The following is an 18,899-nucleotide window of genomic DNA, read 5'->3' as shown; positions in this document are numbered from 1 at the left end:
TGGAGTCCCAAATGCGCTGTGGCATAGCCTCTGTCATCGCGGAGCGGATCAGGCCGGGGGCGATCGCGTTCACCCGCACGCCGAGGTAGGCCAGCTCTTTGGCGGCGGCCTTGGTCATGCCGACGATGCCGGCCTTGGCCGCCGAGTAGTTGGTCTGGCCGATCATGCCCACCTTGCCGGACACCGACGACATGTTGATGATGGCGCCGCGCTTGTTCTCCCGCATGACGGCCGCGGCCAGCCTGGTGCCGTTCCAGGTGCCCTTCAGATGCACGTTGATGACCTGATCGAACTGCTCCTCGGTCATCTTGCGCATCGTCGCGTCGCGGGTGAACGCGATCGCCCCCGGCCTGATCCGCTCCGCGATGACAGAGGCTATGCCACAGCGCATTTGGGACTCCAAGGTCGCCGAGGTGCCGTTGGGCCGGGCCGGTGAGCCCAGTGAGGTCGCCAGCGTCGCGCTGTTCCTCGCTTCCGACCTGTCGTCGTACATGACCGGCACCGTCATGGAAATCACCGGCGGCCGCCACCTATGAGTGCGGTGCGCGAGGCCGTCATCTGCGAACCCGTTCGGACCCCGATCGGCCGCTACGGCGGAATGTTCAAGGCGTGCAGCGCCGTCGACCTCGGCGTCACCGCCCTCAAGGGCCTGCTGCAACGAACCGGGCTGGCGCCCGACGCCGTGCAGGACGTGATCCTCGGCCACTGCTATCCCAACAGCGATGCGCCCGCGATCGGGCGTGTGGTGGCGCTGGATTCCGGCCTGCCGGTGACGGTTCCGGGCATGCAGGTCGACCGCCGGTGCGGCTCGGGCCTGCAGGCGGTCATCCAGGCGTGCCTGCAGGTGGGCGCCGGCGACAACGACCTCGTGGTCGCCGGGGGCTGCGAGAGCATGAGCAACGTGGCCTTCTACTCCACGGACATGCGATGGGGCGGGGCCCGCACCGGTGTGCAGGTGCACGACGGGCTGGCGCGGGGACGCACGACCGCCGGTGGCCGCAATTACCCGGTGCCGGGCGGGATGCTGGAGACGGCCGAGAACCTGCGCCGCCAGTACGGCATTTCGCGCCAGGAGCAAGACGAGCTCGCGGTGCGATCCCACCAGCGTGCCGTCGCCGCGCAGAAAGACGGCATCCTGGCCGAGGAGATCGTGCCCGTCGCGGTCCGCACCCGCAGTGGCGAGGAGCTCATCGACACCGACGAGCATCCACGCGCGGACACCTCGGTCGAGTCGTTGGGCAAGCTCAAACCCGTTCTGGCGAAAGAGGATCCAGAGTCCACGGTCACCGCCGGCAACGCCAGCGGGCAGAACGACGCGGCCTCGATGTGCGTGGTCACCACGCCGGAGAAGGCCGAGGAATACGGCCTGAAGCCGTTGGTGCGCCTGGTGTCGTGGGGTGTGGCCGGGGTGGCGCCCCACGTCATGGGCATCGGGCCGGTGCCCGCGACCGAGGTGGCGCTGGCCAAGGCGGGCCTGCGGCTATCCGACATCGACCTCATCGAGCTGAACGAGGCCTTCGCCGCGCAGGCGCTTGCGGTGATGCGGGAGTGGAACTTCGGCGCCGCCGATCATGAGCGCACCAACGTGCACGGTTCGGGCATCTCGCTGGGACATCCGGTCGGCGCGACGGGCGGGCGGATGCTGGCCACCTTGGCGCGCGAACTCGATCGCCGCGAGGCGCGCTATGGTCTGGAAACCATGTGCATCGGCGGCGGCCAGGGTTTGGCTGCCGTCTTCGAGCGGGTCGCATCGACATGACCGAGCCGGGATTGCCGCTGGACGGTCTCACCGTCGTTGAGGTGTCGAGCTTCGTCGCCGCGCCACTGTGCGGCATGACGCTGAATCAGCTTGGTGCGGAGGTCATTCGAGTCGACCCGATCGGCGGCGCGTCCGACGTCCAGCGGTGGCCGCTGGCGGCGGACGGCACCTCGATCTACTGGACCGGCCTGAACAAGGGGAAGCGGTCGGCCACCATCGACTTGCGGTCCCCCGACGGCCACGAACTGGTCCAGCGGCTGATCGTCGAGGGCGACGGCGTCGTGGTGACCAACGCCGCGGGCTTGTCCTGGCTCAGCCACGGCGTGCTGGCGGCCAAGCGCCCCGACGTGATTCACGTGCAGTTGCTCGGGCGCGGTGATGGTTCCACCGGGGTGGACTACACGGTCAACGCCGGGCTGGGCTATCCGCTCGTCACCGGTCCGGCCGAGCATGGCGGCGCGATCAACCACGTGCTCCCGGCCTGGGACGTGTGCTGCGGACTGTACGCAGCGTTGGCCGTCGTCACCGCGGTCCGCCACCGCGAGCGGTCCGGGGCGGGGGCGCAGATCAGCCTGGCGCTGGAGGACGTCGCTTTGGCCACCGCGGCCAACCTGGGCTTGCTGACCGAGCCGCAAGTCACTGGGACACAACGCGAACGGCTGGGCAACGCCATCTACGGTCAGTACGGGCAGGACTTCACCAGCAGCGACGGGGCCAGGTTCATGGTGGTCGCGCTGACCGGTCGGCACTTCCGTGACCTGCTCGCGGTGACGGGCACCGGCGCCGCGGTGTCGGCGCTCGCCGAGGCGCTCGGCGCCGACTTCGGGTCAGAAGGCGATCGCTACCGCTATCGCGACGTGCTGTCGAGTCTGTTCGCCACGTGGTTCGGCGATCACACCGCCGACGAGATCACCGCCGCGCTGGCCGACACCACGGTGCTCTTCGAGCGGTACCGCACCTTCGCCGAGGTCGCCGCGGGCCCGAAAGTAACCGACAATCCGCTGTTTTCCCGAATGCACCAGCCCGGTCTCGGCGATTACTTCGCGCCCGGCCTGCCGGCCGCGTTCGACGGCAGCCATCCGCCCAGCGCGCCGGCGCCGGCGCTGGGACAAGACACCGCCGACGTCCTTGCGCGGCTGGGGTTGAGCGCCGCCGACATCGCGCGCCTGACGGACGCCAAGACCATCGCCTGCTGAGCAGCCGGAAGGGGACGCAGCACATGACCAAACTGGCCCAGACCCTCGGGTTGACGGAGTTCCAGACCGAGATCATCGCCACGGTAAGGAAATTCGTCGAGAAGGAGGTCATTCCGCACGCGGTCGAGCTGGAGCGCGCTGACACCTACCCGCAGGCGATCGTCGATCAGATGCGGGAGATGGGCCTGTTCGGTCTGATGATTCCGCAGGAGTATGGCGGGCTGGGGGAGTCGCTGCTGACGTACGCGCTGTGCGTCGAGGAGCTGGCGCGGGGCTGGATGAGCGTGTCCGGCGTGCTCAACACCCACTTCATCGTGGCGTACATGCTGCGCCAGCACGGCACCGACGAACAAAAGCAGCGGTTCCTGCCGCGGATGGCGGTCGGCGAGACCCGCGGCGCCTTCTCGATGTCGGAGCCGGAGCTGGGTTCTGACGTGGCCGCGATTCGCACCCGCGCCCGGCGCAACGACGACGGCACCTACACCATCGACGGCCAGAAGATGTGGCTGACCAACGGCGCCACCTCCACGCTGGTGGCGGTGCTGGTGCGCACCGACGAGGGCTCGGACAAGCCGCACCGCAACCTCACCGCGTTCCTCGTCGAGAAGCCGGTCGGGTACGGCGAAGTCGTTGCGGGCCTGCATATTCCGGGCAAAATCGAAAAGCTGGGCTACAAGGGTATCGAGACGACCGAGATGATCTTCGACGGCTACCGGGCCGAAGCCGACGACGTCCTCGGCGGCACCACGGGGCAGGGCTTCTTCCAGATGATGGACGGCATCGAGGTCGGCCGCGTCAACGTGTCGGCGCGGGCGTGCGGTGTGGGGATTCGCGCCTTCGAGCTCGCGGTGCGCTACGCCCAACAACGCGAGACCTTCGGCAAGCCGATCGCCGAGCACCAGGGCATCGCGTTCCAATTGGCCGAGATGGCGACCAAGGTCGAAGCGGCCCACCTGATGATGGTCAACGCCGCGCGCCTGAAGGATTCGGGCGAGCGCAACGACGTCGCCGCCGGGATGGCCAAGTATTTGTGCAGCGAATATTGCGCCGAGGTCACCCAGCAGAGTTTCCGGATCCACGGCGGCTACGGATATTCCAAGGAATACGAGATCGAGCGGCTGATGCGCGACGCGCCGTTCCTGCTGATCGGCGAGGGCACCAGCGAGATCCAGAAGAACATCATCAGCAAGCGACTGCTCGCCGAGTATCAGGTATAGACGGATGAGCGTTCCGGATTTCGCTGCGCGGCCTCAACTTTCGGAGGACGTCGCGCGGATCATCCGCGGGCGGATCTTCGACGGCACGTACGCCGCCGGCTCGTACGTCCGGCTGGACCAATTGGCCGCGGAGTTGGGTATCAGCGTCACACCGGTGCGCGAGGCGCTGTTCGCGCTGTGCGCCGAAGGACTGATCAACCAGCAGCCCCGTCGGGGCTTCGCGGTGTTGCCGGTCACCGGCCGCGACGTCACCGACGTGGCGAACGTGCAGGCGCATGTCGGGGGCGAGCTGGCCGCGCGGGCGGCGATCAACATCACCGACAGCCAACTGCACGAGCTCAAGGAGATCCAGGCGCAGCTGGAAGACGCCTACGCCGGTGATGACCACGAGCGCACCGTCCGGCTGAACCACGAGTTTCACCGCGCCATCAATGTCGCGGCGGACTCGCCCAAGCTCGCCCAGCTGATGTCGCAGATCACCCGCTACGCCCCCGAGTCGGTGTTTCCCGCCATCGAGGGCTGGCCGGAGCAATCGATGCAGGACCATCGGCGGATCCTGTCCGCGCTGAAGAAACGCGACGACAAGCTCGCCCGCGTGGCGATGTCGGAACACCTTGCGGCCGGCGCGGTTCCGTTGATCGACCATCTGGTGGCCCGCGGGGTGGTCGCCGACGAGAATGGCCTGACCTAGTCGCCGCCATCTCTTGTCGCGCAGCGAGGTTGGGGCATACGCTGCCAGCAGGGTGGGCCACGGACGGAGAAACGAAGATGCCCGCAACGCTTCGCGCATCGGCCCTACTCGTCGCGACCGTGACGGCGATTGCCGTCGCGCCGAGGGTCGTCGCCGACCCGGTGGACCCGATCCCCGGCAATGGTGTCTTCGTCGTCGGCCCCGATATTGCACCGGGTCTGTACCGAACGGCCGGTTCGGCGTCGACCTTCGGGGTGTGGATCAACAATGTGCCGACTCAGGACTCGATGTGCGCGTGGTTCACCTACAGCACGCCCGACGCGAACAAGGACCATGTGGTGCAGACGAACATGTCCGTCGGTCCGATGTTTGCGAACATCAACACCACGATCAAGGCGTTCGAGTCGCAGAACTGCCAACCGTGGACGCGGGTGCCCTAGGACCGGTCCGCTTCGGCCAACATCTTGCGCAGCCGGCGGACGTCGACCTTGCCGGTACCGCCGCGCGGCAGGTCGTCGTCGGAGTCCAGCAGTAACCACACCGTTGGAACCTTGAAGGCGCTCAACACCGTTCGTGCGCAGGCGCGCAGCTGCTCGGCGGTCAGTGCGCCCACGACCGCCGCGCCGACCCGTTCACCCGAGCCGCCCGGCACGTTGGTGACAACGGCGTTGTCGACGCCGTCGATCGCGCGCAGCGCCCGCTCGACCTCGCTGGGGTAGACGGTCGCGCCGCTGACTTTGAACATGTCGTCGGATCGCCCGTGATAGAAGAGGAATCCGTCTTCGTCGAGGTGCCCGAGGTCGCCGGTGGGGTAGAAGCCGTCGGCGGTGAACAGGTCCTCCCGGGTGCGCCCGCAGATGCCGCGCAGCGTGTGCGGTCCGCGGATGTGAATCATTCCGGTGACGCCGGCCGCCACCGGCGCGCCGCTGTCGGTGTCAACGATGCGAACCTCGATGCCCTCGAACGGCTTTCCGCAGCTACCCCAAGCGGACGCGGGCATGTCCGTGTCGGCGGGATAGCCGCAGTACGGCCCGAAGGCCTCGGTCATGCCGAACAGCGTCGCGCGCGCCCCGGGCTGGGCGCGTTGCCCGGGCGGCAGCAGGGCCTGCAGGCTTCCCGCCTGTAAGGCCGAGAGGTCGGCACCGGCATTTGCGGCGTGCCGTGCCAACGTTTCGGCCTGGTCCGGCCAGCCCCGAAACAGCGTGACCCGTTCGTCTTCCAACAATCGCAGGGTGGTTTCCGGCCGCGGTATTTCCTCGGTCACCAGGGTGGCGCCGGCCAGCAGCGCGGACAGTATTCCGCTGCCGAAACCGCCCACCCAGAAGAAAGGCATCGGCAGATACAGGCGGGTCTCGGCGGAGATGCAGCGCGCCGCAAGGCCGGCCTGCACGGCGCCCAGCGCGTTGCCGTGCGAGTGGATGACTCCCTTGGGCGCCCCGCTGCTGCCGGAGGTGAACATGATGACCAGCGGGTCGGCCGGGGTGACCGTTGCCGTCATGGCGTCGACGATGTTGCGGGCACCCGCACTCGCGGACGCGCCATCGACTTGGTCGGCCGACCAAACCTGGTGCAACGCCGGCAATTCGGATCGCCCCGCCGCCGGAAGGTCATCGAGGTAGCGGTGGCCGCGGAACTCCTCGACGCTGATCAAGAATTGCACGGAGGCCGCCCGCAGCTGGGCGGCGAGCTCTCCGGCCGTCAGCAGGGTGCTCAGCGGGACCAGGACCGCGCCGACGCGGGTAAGCGCGACGGCGACCCGTACCCACCGGGTGCTATTGGGCATGATCAGCCCCACCCGGGTGCCCTTGGCCACGCCGGTCTCGACGAACGTCGCGGCCAAATCGCGGGTGGCCAGGTCGAGTTCGCGGTAGGTCAGCCGGGAGGTGGGGTCGATGACCATCGGCTTGTCGCCATCGCGGTCGGCCCGAAGCCGCACCAGCCGGTCAATGGTGCTAGACACCGAACAGCTCCCTGAGACGTCGCATGTCGACCTTGCCGCTGGACAGCACCGGAACGTCGTCGCCGCGGAGGGCGACGAACCGCTTGGGAATCTTGTAGGCGGACAGTTCCGTTTCGAGCAGCGAAACCAGGGCGGCTTCGTCGAACCCCGCTGGACCGTCGGCCCGGACGACCACCGCGGCGACGACCTGCCCGCGCCGGGCGTCGGGCAGGCCGAACACGTAAGCCGGCGCTCCGCCGGTGACCCTGCCAATGGCCTTCTCCACTTCGGCCGCCGAGACATTGGCGCCCGCCGTTTTGATCATCGCGCCGAGCCGGCCGGCAAAATAGACGAATCCGTCCGCGTCGACGCGCACCAGGTCGCCGGTGTGGAACCAGCCGTCGGCATCGAAACATTCTTCGCGGCTGCGCTTGTAGTAGCCCTGCATCAGGTACGGCCCGCGCAGGCACAGCTCGCCGACCTCGCCGGCGACGACATCGGCCGTGGTGTCGGGATCGACGACCTTGATCTCGAAGCCGGGTGCCGGCCTGCCGAATGAGCCGCGCCGGTGCTCGGGCTGGTCGGATTCGTCATCGCCGATCAGCACGACGCTGCCGGCCTCGGTCATGCCCAGCATGTTGTGCCGCAACTGCGGGTCGGCCGGGCGGGCGTCGGGAGCCATGATCGGGTACAGATTGCCGCGCCGCATCGACGACAGGTCGCGGTGCGGGAAGCTCGGGTGTTCCGCGAGGTGGGCGATCCCGGCCGCGAATCCATTGGTCATAGTTGGCTTTTCGGCTTCCAGCAGGTCGAGCGTCTCCCCGGCATCGGTGGCGTTAGAACACACCAAGGTGGACCCGGCCACCAGCGTGGCAAGGAGGCCGAAGGCGAGTCCACCGATCCAGAAGAACGGCGAATTGCAGAACAGTTTGTCGTCGACCGTCAAACCACGGATCAGGTTGAGATTCCGTTGGTGCGCCAGCAGGGCGCCGTGGGTGTGCACGACCCCCTTCGGGGCGCTGGTGGAGCCCGAGGTGTACACGATCGTCAGCGCGTCGCACTGCGCGACGTCGTCCTCCAGCGCCGTCAGTAGCGCGGGGTCGACGGAATCGGCTAACCCGCACACCTTCTCGTGGGTGACCGCGACGCGACGCAGCTGCGGTGCTGCGGCGCAGAACAATCGGGAATCGAGATCGGCGCCCGACAGAAGCTCGGAGAGTCGTTGCACGTAGTCATGCGAGCGAAAGCGCGCCGCGGTCAACAAGATTTCCACATCGCTGTCGACGAGCTGCTCGCGCAGCTCGCGTGCGGTGACGAAGGTGGAGAACGGGATCACCACCGCACCGATGCGCGCCGCGGCCAGCATCCCGACGACGAACTCGGCTCCGTTCGGATAGAGCAGCCCCACATGGGTGCCCTTGCCGGCGCCCAGCGCGATCAGGCCGCGGGCCAGCTCCGCCGACCGGCGCTCGGCCTCGGCGTAGCTGATGCGGTCACCGTCACACACCAGCAGGGGGTGATCGCCGCGCCGGCCGACCTGATGCCGCAGCACCTGGGCGACCGTCGAAGGCTCAACGGGCATGGTCGCGCTGCGCTGCGGGCTCGCCGAAGACGCCCCGGATGGCGCCGAGATCGGCCTTGCCCGACGGTGTTCGGGGGATGCTGTCGACAATCGCGATTTCGGTCGGAATCTCGTAGCGCGCCAAACGCTCTCGCAGATACTCGACCAGGGCTTCGGCGTCGGCCGATGCCCCCTCGCGCAGCTCTACCACGGCGACCGGCGTCTCGCCCAGCCGCTCGTCGGGGCGGGCGATCACGGCCGCGCCGGCCACCGCGGGGTGGCTCTCCAGCGCGGCGCGGACGTCGTCGGGCATCACCTTGAAACCACCGCGGATGATCGCCTGGTCGGCACGGCCGACGATCCACAAGAACCCGTCGGCGTCGATGCGCGCCAGATCGGTGGTCCGCATCCACGGTGCGGTCGGCCCCAGCTGGCCCGGTTTGACCTCCAGCAGGCCGACCTCGTCCGAGCCCAGCGGTGTTCCGTCCTCGGTGACCACCCGCAGCCGGGCACCGGGGTTGGCCCGGCCGACGCTGCCCCGTTTGGTCTTCCAGTACCGCTGATGGTCGGGCAGGGTCCAGCCCGCCACCCCGCCACCGAATTCGGTTGCCGCATAAGAGGTCAACACCGGAACGCCATACTTCTCGGTGAAGGCATCGGCGTCCTCGGCCGACAACGGGGCCGTGCCGCAGGTAACGGCCCGCAGACTCGCCAGGTCGGCACGCGGGATATCGGAGTGCAAGACCGTGCGCAGCGCCGCCGGCACCAGGGACGCCGCGCGGGGCCGGTGCTTGCGCACCGCCTCGGCCCAGGCGTTCAGCTCGAATCGTTCCAGCAGCACGAACGGCCGCGCCTCGGCGATGCATTGCAGCACCCGGAACACCCCGCCGATGTGCACCAGCGGCGAGTTCACGATCGCGACGCCGCGGCGCAGCTCTGCGGGCGAGACCGCATGTTCGGGATCCGGACCGATCACGCTGCGCGCCAGCATGTCGTAGCCCAAGTCGATACGCTTGGGCGGCCCGGTAGTGCCGCTGGTCAGCATGCGCACGGCGGTGCCGGACCGCCGGCCGGGGCGGTCGACGCGCGGCGCGGTGACGTCGGCGTCGTCCAACCCGCGCGAAATCGCGACTGTCGGCGTGTCCGCGGGCACGAGGGCCCTCAGATCGTTTGCCTCGCCGACGATCACGGGAAGCCGCAGGCCCGCGATGTCGGCCCTGGTGCGTTCGTCACCTCGGGCGGGGTTGATGACCACGACCGTTCCGCCGCCCAGCAGCACGCCCAGAAAGGCGGCCACGTGCCCCGGGCGGTTGCGCAACAGCATCCCGACTTCGGCCCCGCCGGTAATCGCGGCGATACGCCGCGCCACCGCCCCGACTCGTGCCCAGGAGATCCATTGGCCGCCATACTCGATGGCGCGCGAGTCCGGCTGCAGGTCGAGCACGTCGGCGATGCGTTGGGCCAGCGGGTGAGGCGACATCAGCGAATCTTCGGGGTGCGGGCCGCGCTCGGCGCCCCGGAATCGTTTCCAACGGCCAGCTCCGCGGTGCCCAACGGGTTTCCCAGCCGGGTATAGATCAGGTTCTGCTCCATCGCCGCGCGGTACGGCTTGTCCAGCGATTCCCAGATCGCCTTCACCGTGCCGGCTGTCGCGGTCGGCGGCTTGGCGGCGATGGTCGCCGCGATCTGGTGGGCGCGGTCCCAAAGCTGGTCGGCGGCGACGACCTCGGAGACCAGCCCGATCCGCAGCGCGGTCTCGGCGCCGACCCGTTCGTCGTTGCCCATCAATGCTATTCGCAACGTTTCACCCAGGCCGATGCGGCGCATCAGGCCGATCGGCTCCAAAGCGCACACCAGGCCCGCCGACACGTGAGAGTCGAAGAAGGTGGCGTTCTCGGAGCAGATCACCACGTCGGATTCGTTGACGAAGTAGAACGCGCCCGCGGTACACATGCCCTGGACCGCACATACCACGGGCTTCCACATCTTCTGCCACTTGGGACTCAGCGCTTCGCCGGGATCCTCGTGGTTCCAGATGTTTTCGGGCTGACCGTATGGCGTCTTGATGTCCAGCCCGGCGCTGAACGCCCGGTCGCCGGCGGCGCGCAACACGACCGCATGCACCGAATCGTCGAGTTTGACGGTGCGCCACGCGCGGGCCATCTCCTCGCACATGGTGCGGTTGAACGCATTGAGCTGTTCGGGGCGATTCAGCGTGATGGTGGCGACGTGGTCGCGCGTGTCGACCTCGAACAGAATGGTTTCGAACGTCATCGGCACTGCCAATTCGGCTTGCGCTTCTCGACGAAGGCCCGGGGTCCTTCGGCCGCGTCCTCGGTGCGCAGCACCCGCTCGCGGAAGGTCTCGGCGAGTATCTCCGCCTCGTGCAGGGGCACGTTGAGCCCCTTGAGAATCGCGAGCCGGGTGCCCCGGACGGCCAGCGGAGCATTGGAATTGACGATGTCGGCGATCTCGTGGGCGCGCTCCAGCAGGCGGTCATGTTCCACGATCTCGCTGATCAACCCGAGCTCGTAGGCGCGTTGCGCGCTCATCCGCTCGTGCTTGCCCATCAGGGCCATTCGCAGCGCGATCGAGCGAGGCAACACCCGAGACACCCGCACCAATTCCCGGCCGGCCACCAACCCGATGCTGACGTGCGGATCGAAGAAGGTGGCCTGCTCGGACGCGATGACGATGTCGGTCGTGGTGACCCAGTCCATGCCGGCGCCACAGCAGATCCCGTTCACGGCGGTGAGCACCGGCTTGGCCATGGTGCGAAACGGCGGGGTGCCCTCCTGCGGCGCCTCCCACTGGTCGTATGTCGACAGGTAGGGCCGCTCGTAGATCACCTTGCCGTCTTCGGGAATCTCCTTGACGTCAGCACCGGTGCAGAACGCGCGGCCGGTGCCGGTGACGATGGTCAACCAGACAGCGTCGTCGTTTTCGGCCTCGTCGTAGGCGGCCCGCAGCTCGGTGATCATGTGCGGGCTGAGCGCATTGAGGGCGTCCGGGCGGTTCAGGGTGATCGTCGCGGTGTGCCCATCGACTTCGTATTTGATGGTGTCGAACGAATCAGTGGGCATGGGTCATCCCTTCGTGTTGTTTTGCACGTCGAGCGTGGGGCATATGGACGAATTCGAGGCAGTTCCCGTGCGTACGGCCCACACTCGACGCCCCCGAACTAGCGTCCACGAAAATCCGGATCCCGTCGCTGCCGGAAGGCCTCCAGGCCCTCCTTGAAATCGCTTGTTCGGCAAGATAATTCCAGGTTGAACAACTCCTGGGTCAGCGACTGGCTCAGCGTTGCCTGCTGGCCGGAATTGATAGCCTGTTTGGCCAGTCCGAGCGCGGCCGTCGGCCCGGCGGCCAGTCGGCCCACCAACTCTTCGGCGGCGCGGTCGAGCTCGGGGCCGCTGACGGCTTGGTGAATCAATCCCCAGTCGGCCGCATCCGGCGCGCCCACCTTCTCGCCCAGCAGCAGCATTCGCCGGGCCCGCGCCAGGCCGATCAGCCGCGGCAGCAGCCAGGTGGAGCCCGAATCCGGGCTGAACCCCCGGTCGATGAAGGGCTCCCAGAACACGGCATCGTCGGCGGCCACGGTGAAGTCGGCGGCCAGCGCGAGGTTGCAGCCGAATCCCACCGCCCAGCCCCGCACGCTGCACACCACCGGCAGCTGGATGGACGCGACGAGCTCGATCACGCGGTGAGCGGCGTGGGGAATCCGCCGCACCAGATCACCGGTGCGGGGACGCGGGGCGCCGGGGTCGTTGGCGGCCACCCAGTCGGCGCCGGCGCAGAAGTCACCGCCGGCTCCGCGGATGTGCACGGCCCGCAGCGAATCGTCGGAAGCGGCATCGGTCAGGGCTTCGACCAAAGCCCCGATCATCAACTGCGTCAACGAGTTACGCCGCGATGGGCGATCGAGCGTCACCAGTAACACCGCACCCTCGCGGTGCACTGTCACCGAACCCTCGGCACCGGCCGTGTCGGCCCCCTGACTCACCGTCGAATCCGGCCTTTCTCCGCCGATACGGTTACCCATACAGTAGGCAATACGATTGATACGCTGTATAAGTTAGCAAGGATACGCTGCCTGCGAAACAACCCGGGGTGAAAGAGGGAACCATGGCCGCGCCGGCGACGATGCAGAGCACAGCGATGAGGAGGAGTCGCGCGATGACCGCGCCGGCGACGATGCAGAGCACAGCGATGAGGAGGAGTGGCGCGATGACCGCGCCGGCGACGATGCAGAGCACAGCGATGAGGAGGAGTGGCGCGATGACTTTGTCGGAGGGGCATGCCGCGCGCGCGTCGACGGGCAACGGCGACGCCAGATTCGGCGAGGCGCCGCTTGCCCAGACCGTGGCCGCCGCTGCCGCCATGCGGCGCCTGAGTTCGCTGCTGGTGTCCCTCGAGCACCCACACCCCGCGGTGGACGCCATGCTGGAGAAATTCGCCGAGTGGGAAGGCGAGCTGGTCGCCGCGGCGCCCGCGGACAACGCACCGCGCATCGGCGAATTGCCCGACGATCCGCGCCGCGTCTACCTCAACCACGCGACCGACATCGGTGCATACAACCCGTGCTTTCCGGAGTACCGGTTCGACGGAGTCGACGCCGAGAACGCTACGGGCAGTGTCGAATTCCCCCTGGTGTACGAAGGGCCGCCGGGCCTGGTGCACGGCGGCTTCCTGGGCGTCTTCTTCGACTGCGTCATCCAGCACCACAATTGCGTCACCGGCCTGTCCGGCAAGACACGATCCCTGGTCGTGACCTTCCGCCGGCCGACCCCGGTGTTGACCGAGCTGCGCTTCGACATAGCCCGCACGGAGGGTGAACGCGGCATCACGTCGACCGGGCGGCTGTCGCTTCACGACGAAGTCCTCTGTACCGGCGAGGTCAACACGTTGGCGTCACGGCCGGAAAAGCTTGCCGGATCGCGGTTCGGCAGGCGCCGAAAGGAGTCCGATACATGACCGCCTCGAGCACCTCTGACGATCGCGTGCTCTTCGACATCGATCCCGATCGGCGCATCGCGACCATCACGCTGAACAATCCCCAACAACGCAACTCCTATGACGCGGCAATGCGTGAGGCCGTCGCCCGATGCCTTGATCAGGTGGCCGAGGACGACGACCTGACGGTGGTGCTACTGCGCGGGGCAGAGGGGGTGTTCTCCACCGGTGCGGACATGAACAACGCCTACGGATGGTACGGCTCGTCCGCGCCACCGGACCAGGCGGCCGGTGCCGACCGGCCCGCCAAACGTCGCCCCAGTCAGCGGCGACGACTTACGGTGGACCGCAAGTCTTTTGGCTTCTACCACAATTTCATGGGATTCCCGAAGGTGACGGTGGGGGAGATCGCCGGTTACGCGCTCGGCGGCGGTTTCGAGATGGCGTTGATGACCGACATCTCGGTCATCGCGCGTGACACCAAGATCGGCATGCCCGCGACCCGGTTCCTGGGCCCCGCCCTCGGCAGCCTGCACATGTTCTTTCACCGGCTCGGGCCGGTGCTGGCCCGGCGCCTGCTGTTGACCGGCGACATCATCGAGGCGGGCGAGATCGAGCACCTGGGAATCTTCACCGACACCTGCGCACCCGGCGCGGTGACGGCCCGCGCGCGCTACTGGGCCGAGAAGGCGGCGAAGATGCCCGCCGACGGGGTCGTCATCGCCAAGGAGGCATTCCGCCTGGTCGAGCAGAGCCAGGCGTATCAGGGCGAAGAGGTCGCCAGCTATCTGTTCCACGCGTTCGGCACCAACCTGCAATTCGGGCCGGGCGAATTCAACTTCGTCAAGACCCGCGCGCAGCACGGCGCCAGGGAGGCGTTCCGGTTACGCGACGAGCACTTCCACGTCCCGGAACCCGAGGGCTGACAAGCCCTTTCGGGGCGCTAGCGAGCCGCTGTCGCCTTGGTCCGGCCCCGGGCCGGCGCCGACTTGGCCGGCTTGCGCTGCCGCGACGGCGCCGCCTTGCTGCCCTTGGATCCGTTGCTCTCGTCGATCAGCCGGCTGGCGTGATCGAGGATGCAGGTGAGTCCGTATTCGAAATTCGTTTCGTCGGGGGCGCCGATGCGGTGGCCTATCCCGGTCACCTGAGCGAGCAGCGGCGTCTTCTCCGGGTCGATCGCAACCGCGTCCTCGATGGCCCGGGGACCGACGTCCGAGGACTGGTTCTTTTCGTAGAGCCGTTGCAGCACCACTGAACCGCGCACGTGCACCGAAATCGCCGAATAGGTGTCGAAGGCATCCTCCGGCGACAGCCCGGCCTGCACCAGATTGGCGACCGCCTTTTCCATCTCCTGAGCGCCCATCCGCGCCGCCTTCGGCGAAAGCGCGGCTCGAATCAAAATCAGGTCGCACAGAATTGGGTTGCCCATGAACGTCTTACGCATCAAGCGCGCGTGGTTGGCCAAGGTCTCACGCCAGTCGCTGGCCTCGACATAGGGCGTGGCGAACACGTACTTGCTCAGCGCGCGGTCGGTCATCGCGTTGAGCAGGTCGTCCTTCTTGCGGAAGTACCAGTAGATGCTCGTCACACCCACGCCGAGATGTTTGCCGAGTAGCGGCATGCTCAGGTTGTCGATCGACACCTGCTCCGCGAGTTCGAATGCGCCGCTGATGATGTCGTCGGGATTGATGGACCCGCGTTCGCGTCGTTGACGCTTATCGGCGGTTGCCTGTTTTGCCACTACGGGCACCTCCATCAAAATCCGTTCCGGGTATGCGGTCTGGCAGCCGTGCTGCCGGTACGATTGAATTTACCGGCACTTCTCTTTTGACCTGCGTATACGCGTTCGTGTCACATTATCCCTCTGCTACTGTAATACCTATCGTAGGCTTTTTGGTAAAGCGGCTGGACAGGCGAAAATGACCAGACTAGGGCTACGGATTACGCAATGGATCTAGGGCTGGCGAATGCCACGGCGGTGGTAGTCGGCGGTAGCCGCGGCATGGGATTGGCAACGGCGCGCTGCTTCGCCGACGAAGGCGCCCGGGTCGCGGTGATAGGCCGCAGCCGCGACGCCCTGGACGCCGCGGTGACCGATCTCACGCAGCGCGGTAGCCCGGACGCGATCGGATTGACGGCGGACATCGGGGACGACGGTGCGGTGAGCGAGGTGTTCGGCGACCTCGCCCGGCGATGGGACGGCGAACTCAACGCGCTGGTTATCACGGTGGGACCGGGCGCGGCCGGCACGTTCGAGCAGCTGACCGACGACCAGTGGCGGCAATCCGTCGAAGACGGCGTGCTGGGAATGGTGCGCTGCGTCCGCGCGGCGCTTCCGCTGTTGCGCAAGGCGCAATGGGCCCGGATCGTGAACTTCTCCGCACACTCGACGCAGCGGCAAAGCGTCATGCTGCCCGCCTACACGGCGGCGAAGTCGATGCTGACCAGCGTGTCGAAAAACCTGTCTCTGCTGCTGGCCAAGGACGAGATCATGGTCAACGTGGTGTCGCCGGGCAGCATCGCATCGGAATCGCTGATCGGCTGGGCGAATTCGGTGGGGGTCGACGGCAATGACCCTTACGCCCTGATGGAAGCCATCGGCAAGCATTTCGGTCATCCGGCGCACATGCCGCGTGCGGGCTTGCCGGAGGAAATCGGCCCGGTCGCCGCGTTCCTCGCCTCGCGGCGCAACTCCTACATGACCGGCGCCAACATCAACGTCGACGGCGGTTCGGACTTCACCTGACGACGGGTCGAAGAAATCGATTGGCAGACAAAAGGAGTCGATTGTGGCTACGGCAGCGGAGGCGCGGGCGTGGGCGTCGGGCGCATTGCGGGGGATCGGTGACTCCCTTTACACGCCGTTCTGCGGCACCGACGGCGATGACATCGACTGGGAGGCCTATCGGACGCTGGTGCGCTATTGCGTCGGTGATCTGGGGCATCCGATGTTGTGGTGTACCAGCGGGATCGCGGAGTTCTGGTCGCTGACCCTCGAGGAACGCAAACGCCTGCTGGAGGTGGCCGTCGAGGAAGCGCGCGGCATCAATCCCGACGTGGTGGTGCAGGCGTGCACGGCGGCGATGTCGGCGAAGGACTGCCTGGACCTGACGCTGCACGCGCAGGAGGCGGGGGCCGACATCGCCTACATCCAAACGCCGATGATGGAGGCGCACGGGGGTGACGGCGTGCTGCGCTTTTTCAAATACGTGGCGGCGCGGACGGATATCGCCCTGGGCATGTTCAACTCGCCGTCCTCGGGTTACGTCTTGACGCCCGCCGAGAGCGCCCGGATCTACGACGAGGTTCCCGCGGTGTGCGCGACCAAGGAAGGCGCCTTCCGGCCGGCGAGCAGCCGGATGCTGCATGAGCTGGCGCCCGGCCTCGCGGTGTGGGAATGCGACAAGACCGTCTACCGGGCCGGCTGGCTGCGCGACGGGATCGTCTGTCCGGCGCAATTGGGTACCGCCGGCTACCTTTTCGAGACGCCCACCCGGCGACTGTTCTCCGAATACTGGGATCTCATCCAGAGCGACAAACTCGTCGAGGCCATGGACTACGGCCGTGAGTCGGGCTTGGACCAGTTCGACCTCGACGTCGGATCCTGGTGGACCTGCTACCCCGGCCGCGCGGATTACTTCACCCACTGGGGCGGCGCATTCAAGTACGCCGCATCGCTGCTGGGCCTGCCCATCGGCGCGTATCCGCACTCCCGCCCCCCGCAGGCCGAGCTGCCCGCCGAGGCGAAAGCCCAGATCGAAAACGCCTACCAGCGGTTGGGCCTGCTGGAAACCGCGTTGCGGTAGCAGGGTTTACGCAGCGAAGCGGGCCCGGTCACTGACCGGGCCCGCTCGACTAGCTGACCGTTTACTGCTGCTCGGCCCGCTCGCGCTCCTCGTAGGCCTTGGCCTTGCCGCGGGCTTTCTCGGCGGCGGCTTCCTTCTTGCCGGCGTTGCGCTGCGCTTCCGCCTTGTCCTGCTGAGCCTTGCCCTCTTCGGCCAGGCTGTCATTGCCGATGATGATCCCGATGACCTGCTTGGTCTTCCCGAGGGCATCCTCGACGATGCCACGGACGAGTTCGATCGGACCACTCTTGACGTCAACCATTGCGTCTACCTCCCTTGTCGACTGGCTGGCTTGTTCCGGGATTCCCGATCGCGCGGCCGACGCAAACGTGGCAGCAACGTGTCCCACACCACAACATTTAAGTCTTGCCACGTCGGCGGCCGGTTGCCGCCGAAAATTCATTTCCGGCACCCGATTCGGCGGTTACGACCGCGTCAAAATCGTCGCCCGCCGGGCCGTCGATCCGCGGGCGCCCGAGTCGGCGTCGCGGTGCGTGAAACCGCTGTTTAGTCGGGGTTTCGCCGTCGGATCGCGGCAGTTGTGGAATGCAGTACCGATAGGTATACAGTATGGGTACAAACTCGCCAGTCGATCAGCTATGAGGGGACGGTCTGATGAGCGCCGCCGACCGCGTGGTCACCGATGCGGCGGTGCTGTATGAGACCACTGAAACCGGTGTGGCGGTTCTGACGTTCAATCGCCCGGATCGGCTCAACGCCTGGGGCCCCGACATCGCCGCCGGGTTTTATGCGGCGATCGATCGCGCCGAACAGGATCCGGCCGTCCGGGTCATCGTGTTGACCGGCCGGGGCCGGGGGTTTTGCGCGGGCGCGTATTTGGGCGCGCCAAGTTCGGCACCCGGCTATGGCGAGACGATGGAGAAGGCCGGTCAGACGAATCTGGCCGAGTTGGTCGGGGAGCGCCCGCCGCACTTTGTGACGACGTTGCGCAAGCCCGTCATCGCGGCCGTCAACGGGGCGTGTGTCGGCATCGGGTTGACCCAGGCGCTGATGTGCGATGTCCGGTTCGCGGCCGCCGGCGCGAAGTTCGGCGCGGTGTTCGCGCGTCGCGGTCTGATCGCGGAGTTCGGCATCTCTTGGATACTGCCGCGGCTGACCAGCTGGGGCGTCGCCCTCGATCTGTTGCTGAGCGGGCGGACGTTCCTCGCCGAGGAGGCGGCCGAGTTGGGTCTGGTCAAAGAGGTTGTCGCGCCGGACGATTTGATGAAGCGCGCGCTGGAATACGCCGAGGACATCGCCGCGAATTGCTCCCCGGCGTCGATGGCGGTGATCAAGAGGCAGGTATACGGCGACGCAACCCGCGACGTCGAGCAGGCCAATTCGCTCGCCGAAGTTTTGTTGCACGAGGCGATGCCGCGCCCCGATGTCATCGAGGGCATCACCAGTTTTCTCGAGAAGCGGCCGCCGCAATTCCCGTCGCTCGATTCGACCGACGCTTAGTGTTCGCCGGTAATGGCGGAAAGGATGATCATGGCTGAGTTGGGGTTATGAAATGGTTGATGCGGCCGCCGATCACGGCCCAGGTCCGCTTGCCCTCGTTGACCATCTGGACGCCCCGCCCCCTGAACTTCTTGTCCAGATGGCGGGTGAACGAGTCCAGCGGCTCGTAGTAGTGATTGTCGACGTCGATCGCCTGGTAACCCAACTCAGCCATGATCATCCTTTCCGCCATTACCGGCGAACACTAAGCGTCGGTCGAATCGAGCGACGGGAATTG

Annotated in this window: 18 protein-coding genes and 3 pseudogenes; 11 read left to right on the top strand and 10 right to left on the bottom strand. The window is 67.1% G+C overall.

Translation table 11 applies throughout. The annotated features are described in order from the left end of the window. Window positions 1–331: pseudogene (locus tag A9W96_RS23965) on the bottom strand (SDR family NAD(P)-dependent oxidoreductase); the annotation flags it as partial. Here A9W96_RS23965 and A9W96_RS23960 point away from each other — a divergent pair. From A9W96_RS23960 to A9W96_RS23935, 6 genes and pseudogenes are all read left to right on the top strand, one after another. Continuing rightward, window positions 327–536: pseudogene (locus A9W96_RS23960) on the top strand (SDR family oxidoreductase); the annotation flags it as partial. The pseudogenes A9W96_RS23965 and A9W96_RS23960 sit on opposite strands and share 5 nt — an antisense overlap. After that, window positions 533–1,759 carry an acetyl-CoA C-acetyltransferase gene (locus A9W96_RS23955; protein ID WP_066867311.1) on the top strand — a complete coding sequence of 409 codons (1,227 nt, stop codon included), beginning with the start codon at window positions 533–535 and terminating at the stop codon, window positions 1,757–1,759. The pseudogene A9W96_RS23960 and the gene A9W96_RS23955, both read left to right, overlap by 4 nt. Further along, the gene (locus tag A9W96_RS23950; RefSeq protein ID WP_066867309.1) at window positions 1,756–2,955 is read left to right on the top strand and encodes a CoA transferase; all 1,200 of its coding nucleotides are present in this window, start codon (window positions 1,756–1,758) and stop codon (window positions 2,953–2,955) included. Before A9W96_RS23955 ends, A9W96_RS23950 begins: the two co-directional genes overlap by 4 nt. A gap of 23 nt (window positions 2,956–2,978) precedes the next feature. After that, a complete protein-coding gene (locus tag A9W96_RS23945) occupies window positions 2,979–4,172 on the top strand; it encodes an acyl-CoA dehydrogenase family protein (protein ID WP_067143610.1) in 1,194 nt (397 codons plus the stop codon). Window positions 4,173–4,176: 4 nt separating this feature from the next. Further along, the gene (locus A9W96_RS23940) at window positions 4,177–4,863 is read left to right on the top strand and encodes a GntR family transcriptional regulator (RefSeq protein WP_066867305.1); all 687 of its coding nucleotides are present in this window, start codon (window positions 4,177–4,179) and stop codon (window positions 4,861–4,863) included. Between the two features lie 77 nt (window positions 4,864–4,940). Then, window positions 4,941–5,303: a hypothetical protein gene (locus A9W96_RS23935; protein ID WP_066867303.1), complete on the top strand. Its 363-nt coding sequence runs from the start codon at window positions 4,941–4,943 to the stop codon at window positions 5,301–5,303. Here the strand turns inward: A9W96_RS23935 and A9W96_RS23930 are convergent. The 6 genes from A9W96_RS23930 to A9W96_RS23905 all read right to left on the bottom strand — a co-directional run bounded on the left by A9W96_RS23930 (window position 5,300) and on the right by A9W96_RS23905 (window position 12,366). After that, the gene (locus tag A9W96_RS23930; RefSeq protein ID WP_067143607.1) at window positions 5,300–6,823 is read right to left on the bottom strand and encodes a class I adenylate-forming enzyme family protein; all 1,524 of its coding nucleotides are present in this window, start codon (window positions 6,821–6,823) and stop codon (window positions 5,300–5,302) included. The two genes, A9W96_RS23935 and A9W96_RS23930, sit on opposite strands and share 4 nt — an antisense overlap. Continuing rightward, on the bottom strand, window positions 6,816–8,384 hold the full coding sequence (locus tag A9W96_RS23925; RefSeq protein ID WP_067143603.1) for a class I adenylate-forming enzyme family protein: 1,569 nt from the start codon (window positions 8,382–8,384) through the stop codon (window positions 6,816–6,818). Before A9W96_RS23925 ends, A9W96_RS23930 begins: the two co-directional genes overlap by 8 nt. Continuing rightward, entirely contained in the window at window positions 8,374–9,843 is a 1,470-nt protein-coding gene (locus A9W96_RS23920; protein WP_067143600.1) for a class I adenylate-forming enzyme family protein, read from the bottom strand. Before A9W96_RS23920 ends, A9W96_RS23925 begins: the two co-directional genes overlap by 11 nt. Further along, window positions 9,843–10,637, bottom strand: a complete 795-nt coding sequence (locus tag A9W96_RS23915; protein ID WP_067143616.1) for an enoyl-CoA hydratase/isomerase family protein — start codon at window positions 10,635–10,637, stop codon at window positions 9,843–9,845. The genes A9W96_RS23920 and A9W96_RS23915 overlap by 1 nt, the downstream gene beginning before the upstream one ends. Beyond that, the gene (locus A9W96_RS23910) at window positions 10,634–11,446 is read right to left on the bottom strand and encodes an enoyl-CoA hydratase/isomerase family protein (protein ID WP_066862536.1); all 813 of its coding nucleotides are present in this window, start codon (window positions 11,444–11,446) and stop codon (window positions 10,634–10,636) included. Before A9W96_RS23910 ends, A9W96_RS23915 begins: the two co-directional genes overlap by 4 nt. Window positions 11,447–11,544: 98 nt before the next feature. Continuing rightward, window positions 11,545–12,366 (bottom strand): enoyl-CoA hydratase/isomerase family protein, encoded by an 822-nt coding sequence (locus A9W96_RS23905; protein WP_067143598.1) that lies wholly within the window; start codon window positions 12,364–12,366, stop codon window positions 11,545–11,547. 173 nt (window positions 12,367–12,539) lie between these two features. Here A9W96_RS23905 and A9W96_RS23895 point away from each other — a divergent pair, with 173 nt between their 5' ends. Together A9W96_RS23895 and A9W96_RS23890 are read left to right on the top strand one after the other, a co-directional pair. Next, window positions 12,540–13,337 carry a hypothetical protein gene (locus A9W96_RS23895; protein ID WP_369830864.1) on the top strand — a complete coding sequence of 266 codons (798 nt, stop codon included), beginning with the start codon at window positions 12,540–12,542 and terminating at the stop codon, window positions 13,335–13,337. Beyond that, window positions 13,334–14,242: an enoyl-CoA hydratase/isomerase family protein gene (locus A9W96_RS23890; protein WP_067021681.1), complete on the top strand. Its 909-nt coding sequence runs from the start codon at window positions 13,334–13,336 to the stop codon at window positions 14,240–14,242. Before A9W96_RS23895 ends, A9W96_RS23890 begins: the two co-directional genes overlap by 4 nt. Before the next feature lie 17 nt (window positions 14,243–14,259). On the opposite strand, the gene A9W96_RS23885 is transcribed toward A9W96_RS23890, so the two are convergent. Next, a complete protein-coding gene (locus A9W96_RS23885) occupies window positions 14,260–15,072 on the bottom strand; it encodes a TetR/AcrR family transcriptional regulator (RefSeq protein ID WP_066879107.1) in 813 nt (270 codons plus the stop codon). Between the two features lie 192 nt (window positions 15,073–15,264). Between A9W96_RS23885 and A9W96_RS23880 the strand changes: the two genes are divergently transcribed. Then, window positions 15,265–16,062, top strand: a complete 798-nt coding sequence (locus tag A9W96_RS23880; RefSeq protein WP_066879110.1) for an SDR family NAD(P)-dependent oxidoreductase — start codon at window positions 15,265–15,267, stop codon at window positions 16,060–16,062. A 43-nt stretch (window positions 16,063–16,105) separates the two neighbouring features. Continuing rightward, window positions 16,106–17,122: a dihydrodipicolinate synthase family protein gene (locus A9W96_RS23875; RefSeq protein WP_067143589.1), complete on the top strand. Its 1,017-nt coding sequence runs from the start codon at window positions 16,106–16,108 to the stop codon at window positions 17,120–17,122. Between the two features lie 61 nt (window positions 17,123–17,183). Here A9W96_RS23875 and A9W96_RS23870 read toward each other — a convergent pair whose 3' ends face one another. Beyond that, window positions 17,184–17,423 (bottom strand): CsbD family protein, encoded by a 240-nt coding sequence (locus A9W96_RS23870; protein ID WP_066866550.1) that lies wholly within the window; start codon window positions 17,421–17,423, stop codon window positions 17,184–17,186. Between the two features lie 353 nt (window positions 17,424–17,776). Between A9W96_RS23870 and A9W96_RS23865 the strand changes: the two genes are divergently transcribed. After that, window positions 17,777–18,622, top strand: coding sequence for an enoyl-CoA hydratase (locus A9W96_RS23865; RefSeq protein WP_066866552.1), 846 nt, complete (start codon window positions 17,777–17,779; stop codon window positions 18,620–18,622). Between the two features lie 46 nt (window positions 18,623–18,668). On the opposite strand, the pseudogene A9W96_RS23860 reads toward A9W96_RS23865, so the two are convergent. Then, window positions 18,669–18,836, bottom strand: a pseudogene (locus A9W96_RS23860) (amidohydrolase); the annotation flags it as partial. Window positions 18,837–18,899 lie beyond the last annotated feature (63 nt).

The sequence above is a fragment of the Mycobacterium sp. 1245852.3 genome, from assembly GCF_001669335.1.
GTDB lineage: Bacteria > Actinomycetota > Actinomycetes > Mycobacteriales > Mycobacteriaceae > Mycobacterium > Mycobacterium europaeum_A.
This window is presented reverse-complemented; position numbering and strand designations above follow the sequence as displayed.

Coding starts and splice junctions, on each gene's coding strand:
- A9W96_RS23955 (WP_066867311.1), top strand. CDS start 533: ATGAGTGCGGTGCGCGAGGCCGTCATCTGCGAACCCGTTCGGACCCCG.
- A9W96_RS23950 (WP_066867309.1), top strand. CDS start 1,756: ATGACCGAGCCGGGATTGCCGCTGGACGGTCTCACCGTCGTTGAGGTG.
- A9W96_RS23945 (WP_067143610.1), top strand. CDS start 2,979: ATGACCAAACTGGCCCAGACCCTCGGGTTGACGGAGTTCCAGACCGAG.
- A9W96_RS23940 (WP_066867305.1), top strand. CDS start 4,177: ATGAGCGTTCCGGATTTCGCTGCGCGGCCTCAACTTTCGGAGGACGTC.
- A9W96_RS23935 (WP_066867303.1), top strand. CDS start 4,941: ATGCCCGCAACGCTTCGCGCATCGGCCCTACTCGTCGCGACCGTGACG.
- A9W96_RS23925 (WP_067143603.1), bottom strand. CDS start 8,384: ATGCCCGTTGAGCCTTCGACGGTCGCCCAGGTGCTGCGGCATCAGGTC.
- A9W96_RS23920 (WP_067143600.1), bottom strand. CDS start 9,843: ATGTCGCCTCACCCGCTGGCCCAACGCATCGCCGACGTGCTCGACCTG.
- A9W96_RS23915 (WP_067143616.1), bottom strand. CDS start 10,637: ATGACGTTCGAAACCATTCTGTTCGAGGTCGACACGCGCGACCACGTC.
- A9W96_RS23910 (WP_066862536.1), bottom strand. CDS start 11,446: ATGCCCACTGATTCGTTCGACACCATCAAATACGAAGTCGATGGGCAC.
- A9W96_RS23895 (WP_369830864.1), top strand. CDS start 12,540: ATGACCGCGCCGGCGACGATGCAGAGCACAGCGATGAGGAGGAGTGGC.
- A9W96_RS23890 (WP_067021681.1), top strand. CDS start 13,334: ATGACCGCCTCGAGCACCTCTGACGATCGCGTGCTCTTCGACATCGAT.
- A9W96_RS23885 (WP_066879107.1), bottom strand. CDS start 15,072: ATGGAGGTGCCCGTAGTGGCAAAACAGGCAACCGCCGATAAGCGTCAA.
- A9W96_RS23880 (WP_066879110.1), top strand. CDS start 15,265: ATGGATCTAGGGCTGGCGAATGCCACGGCGGTGGTAGTCGGCGGTAGC.
- A9W96_RS23870 (WP_066866550.1), bottom strand. CDS start 17,423: ATGGTTGACGTCAAGAGTGGTCCGATCGAACTCGTCCGTGGCATCGTC.
- A9W96_RS23865 (WP_066866552.1), top strand. CDS start 17,777: ATGAGCGCCGCCGACCGCGTGGTCACCGATGCGGCGGTGCTGTATGAG.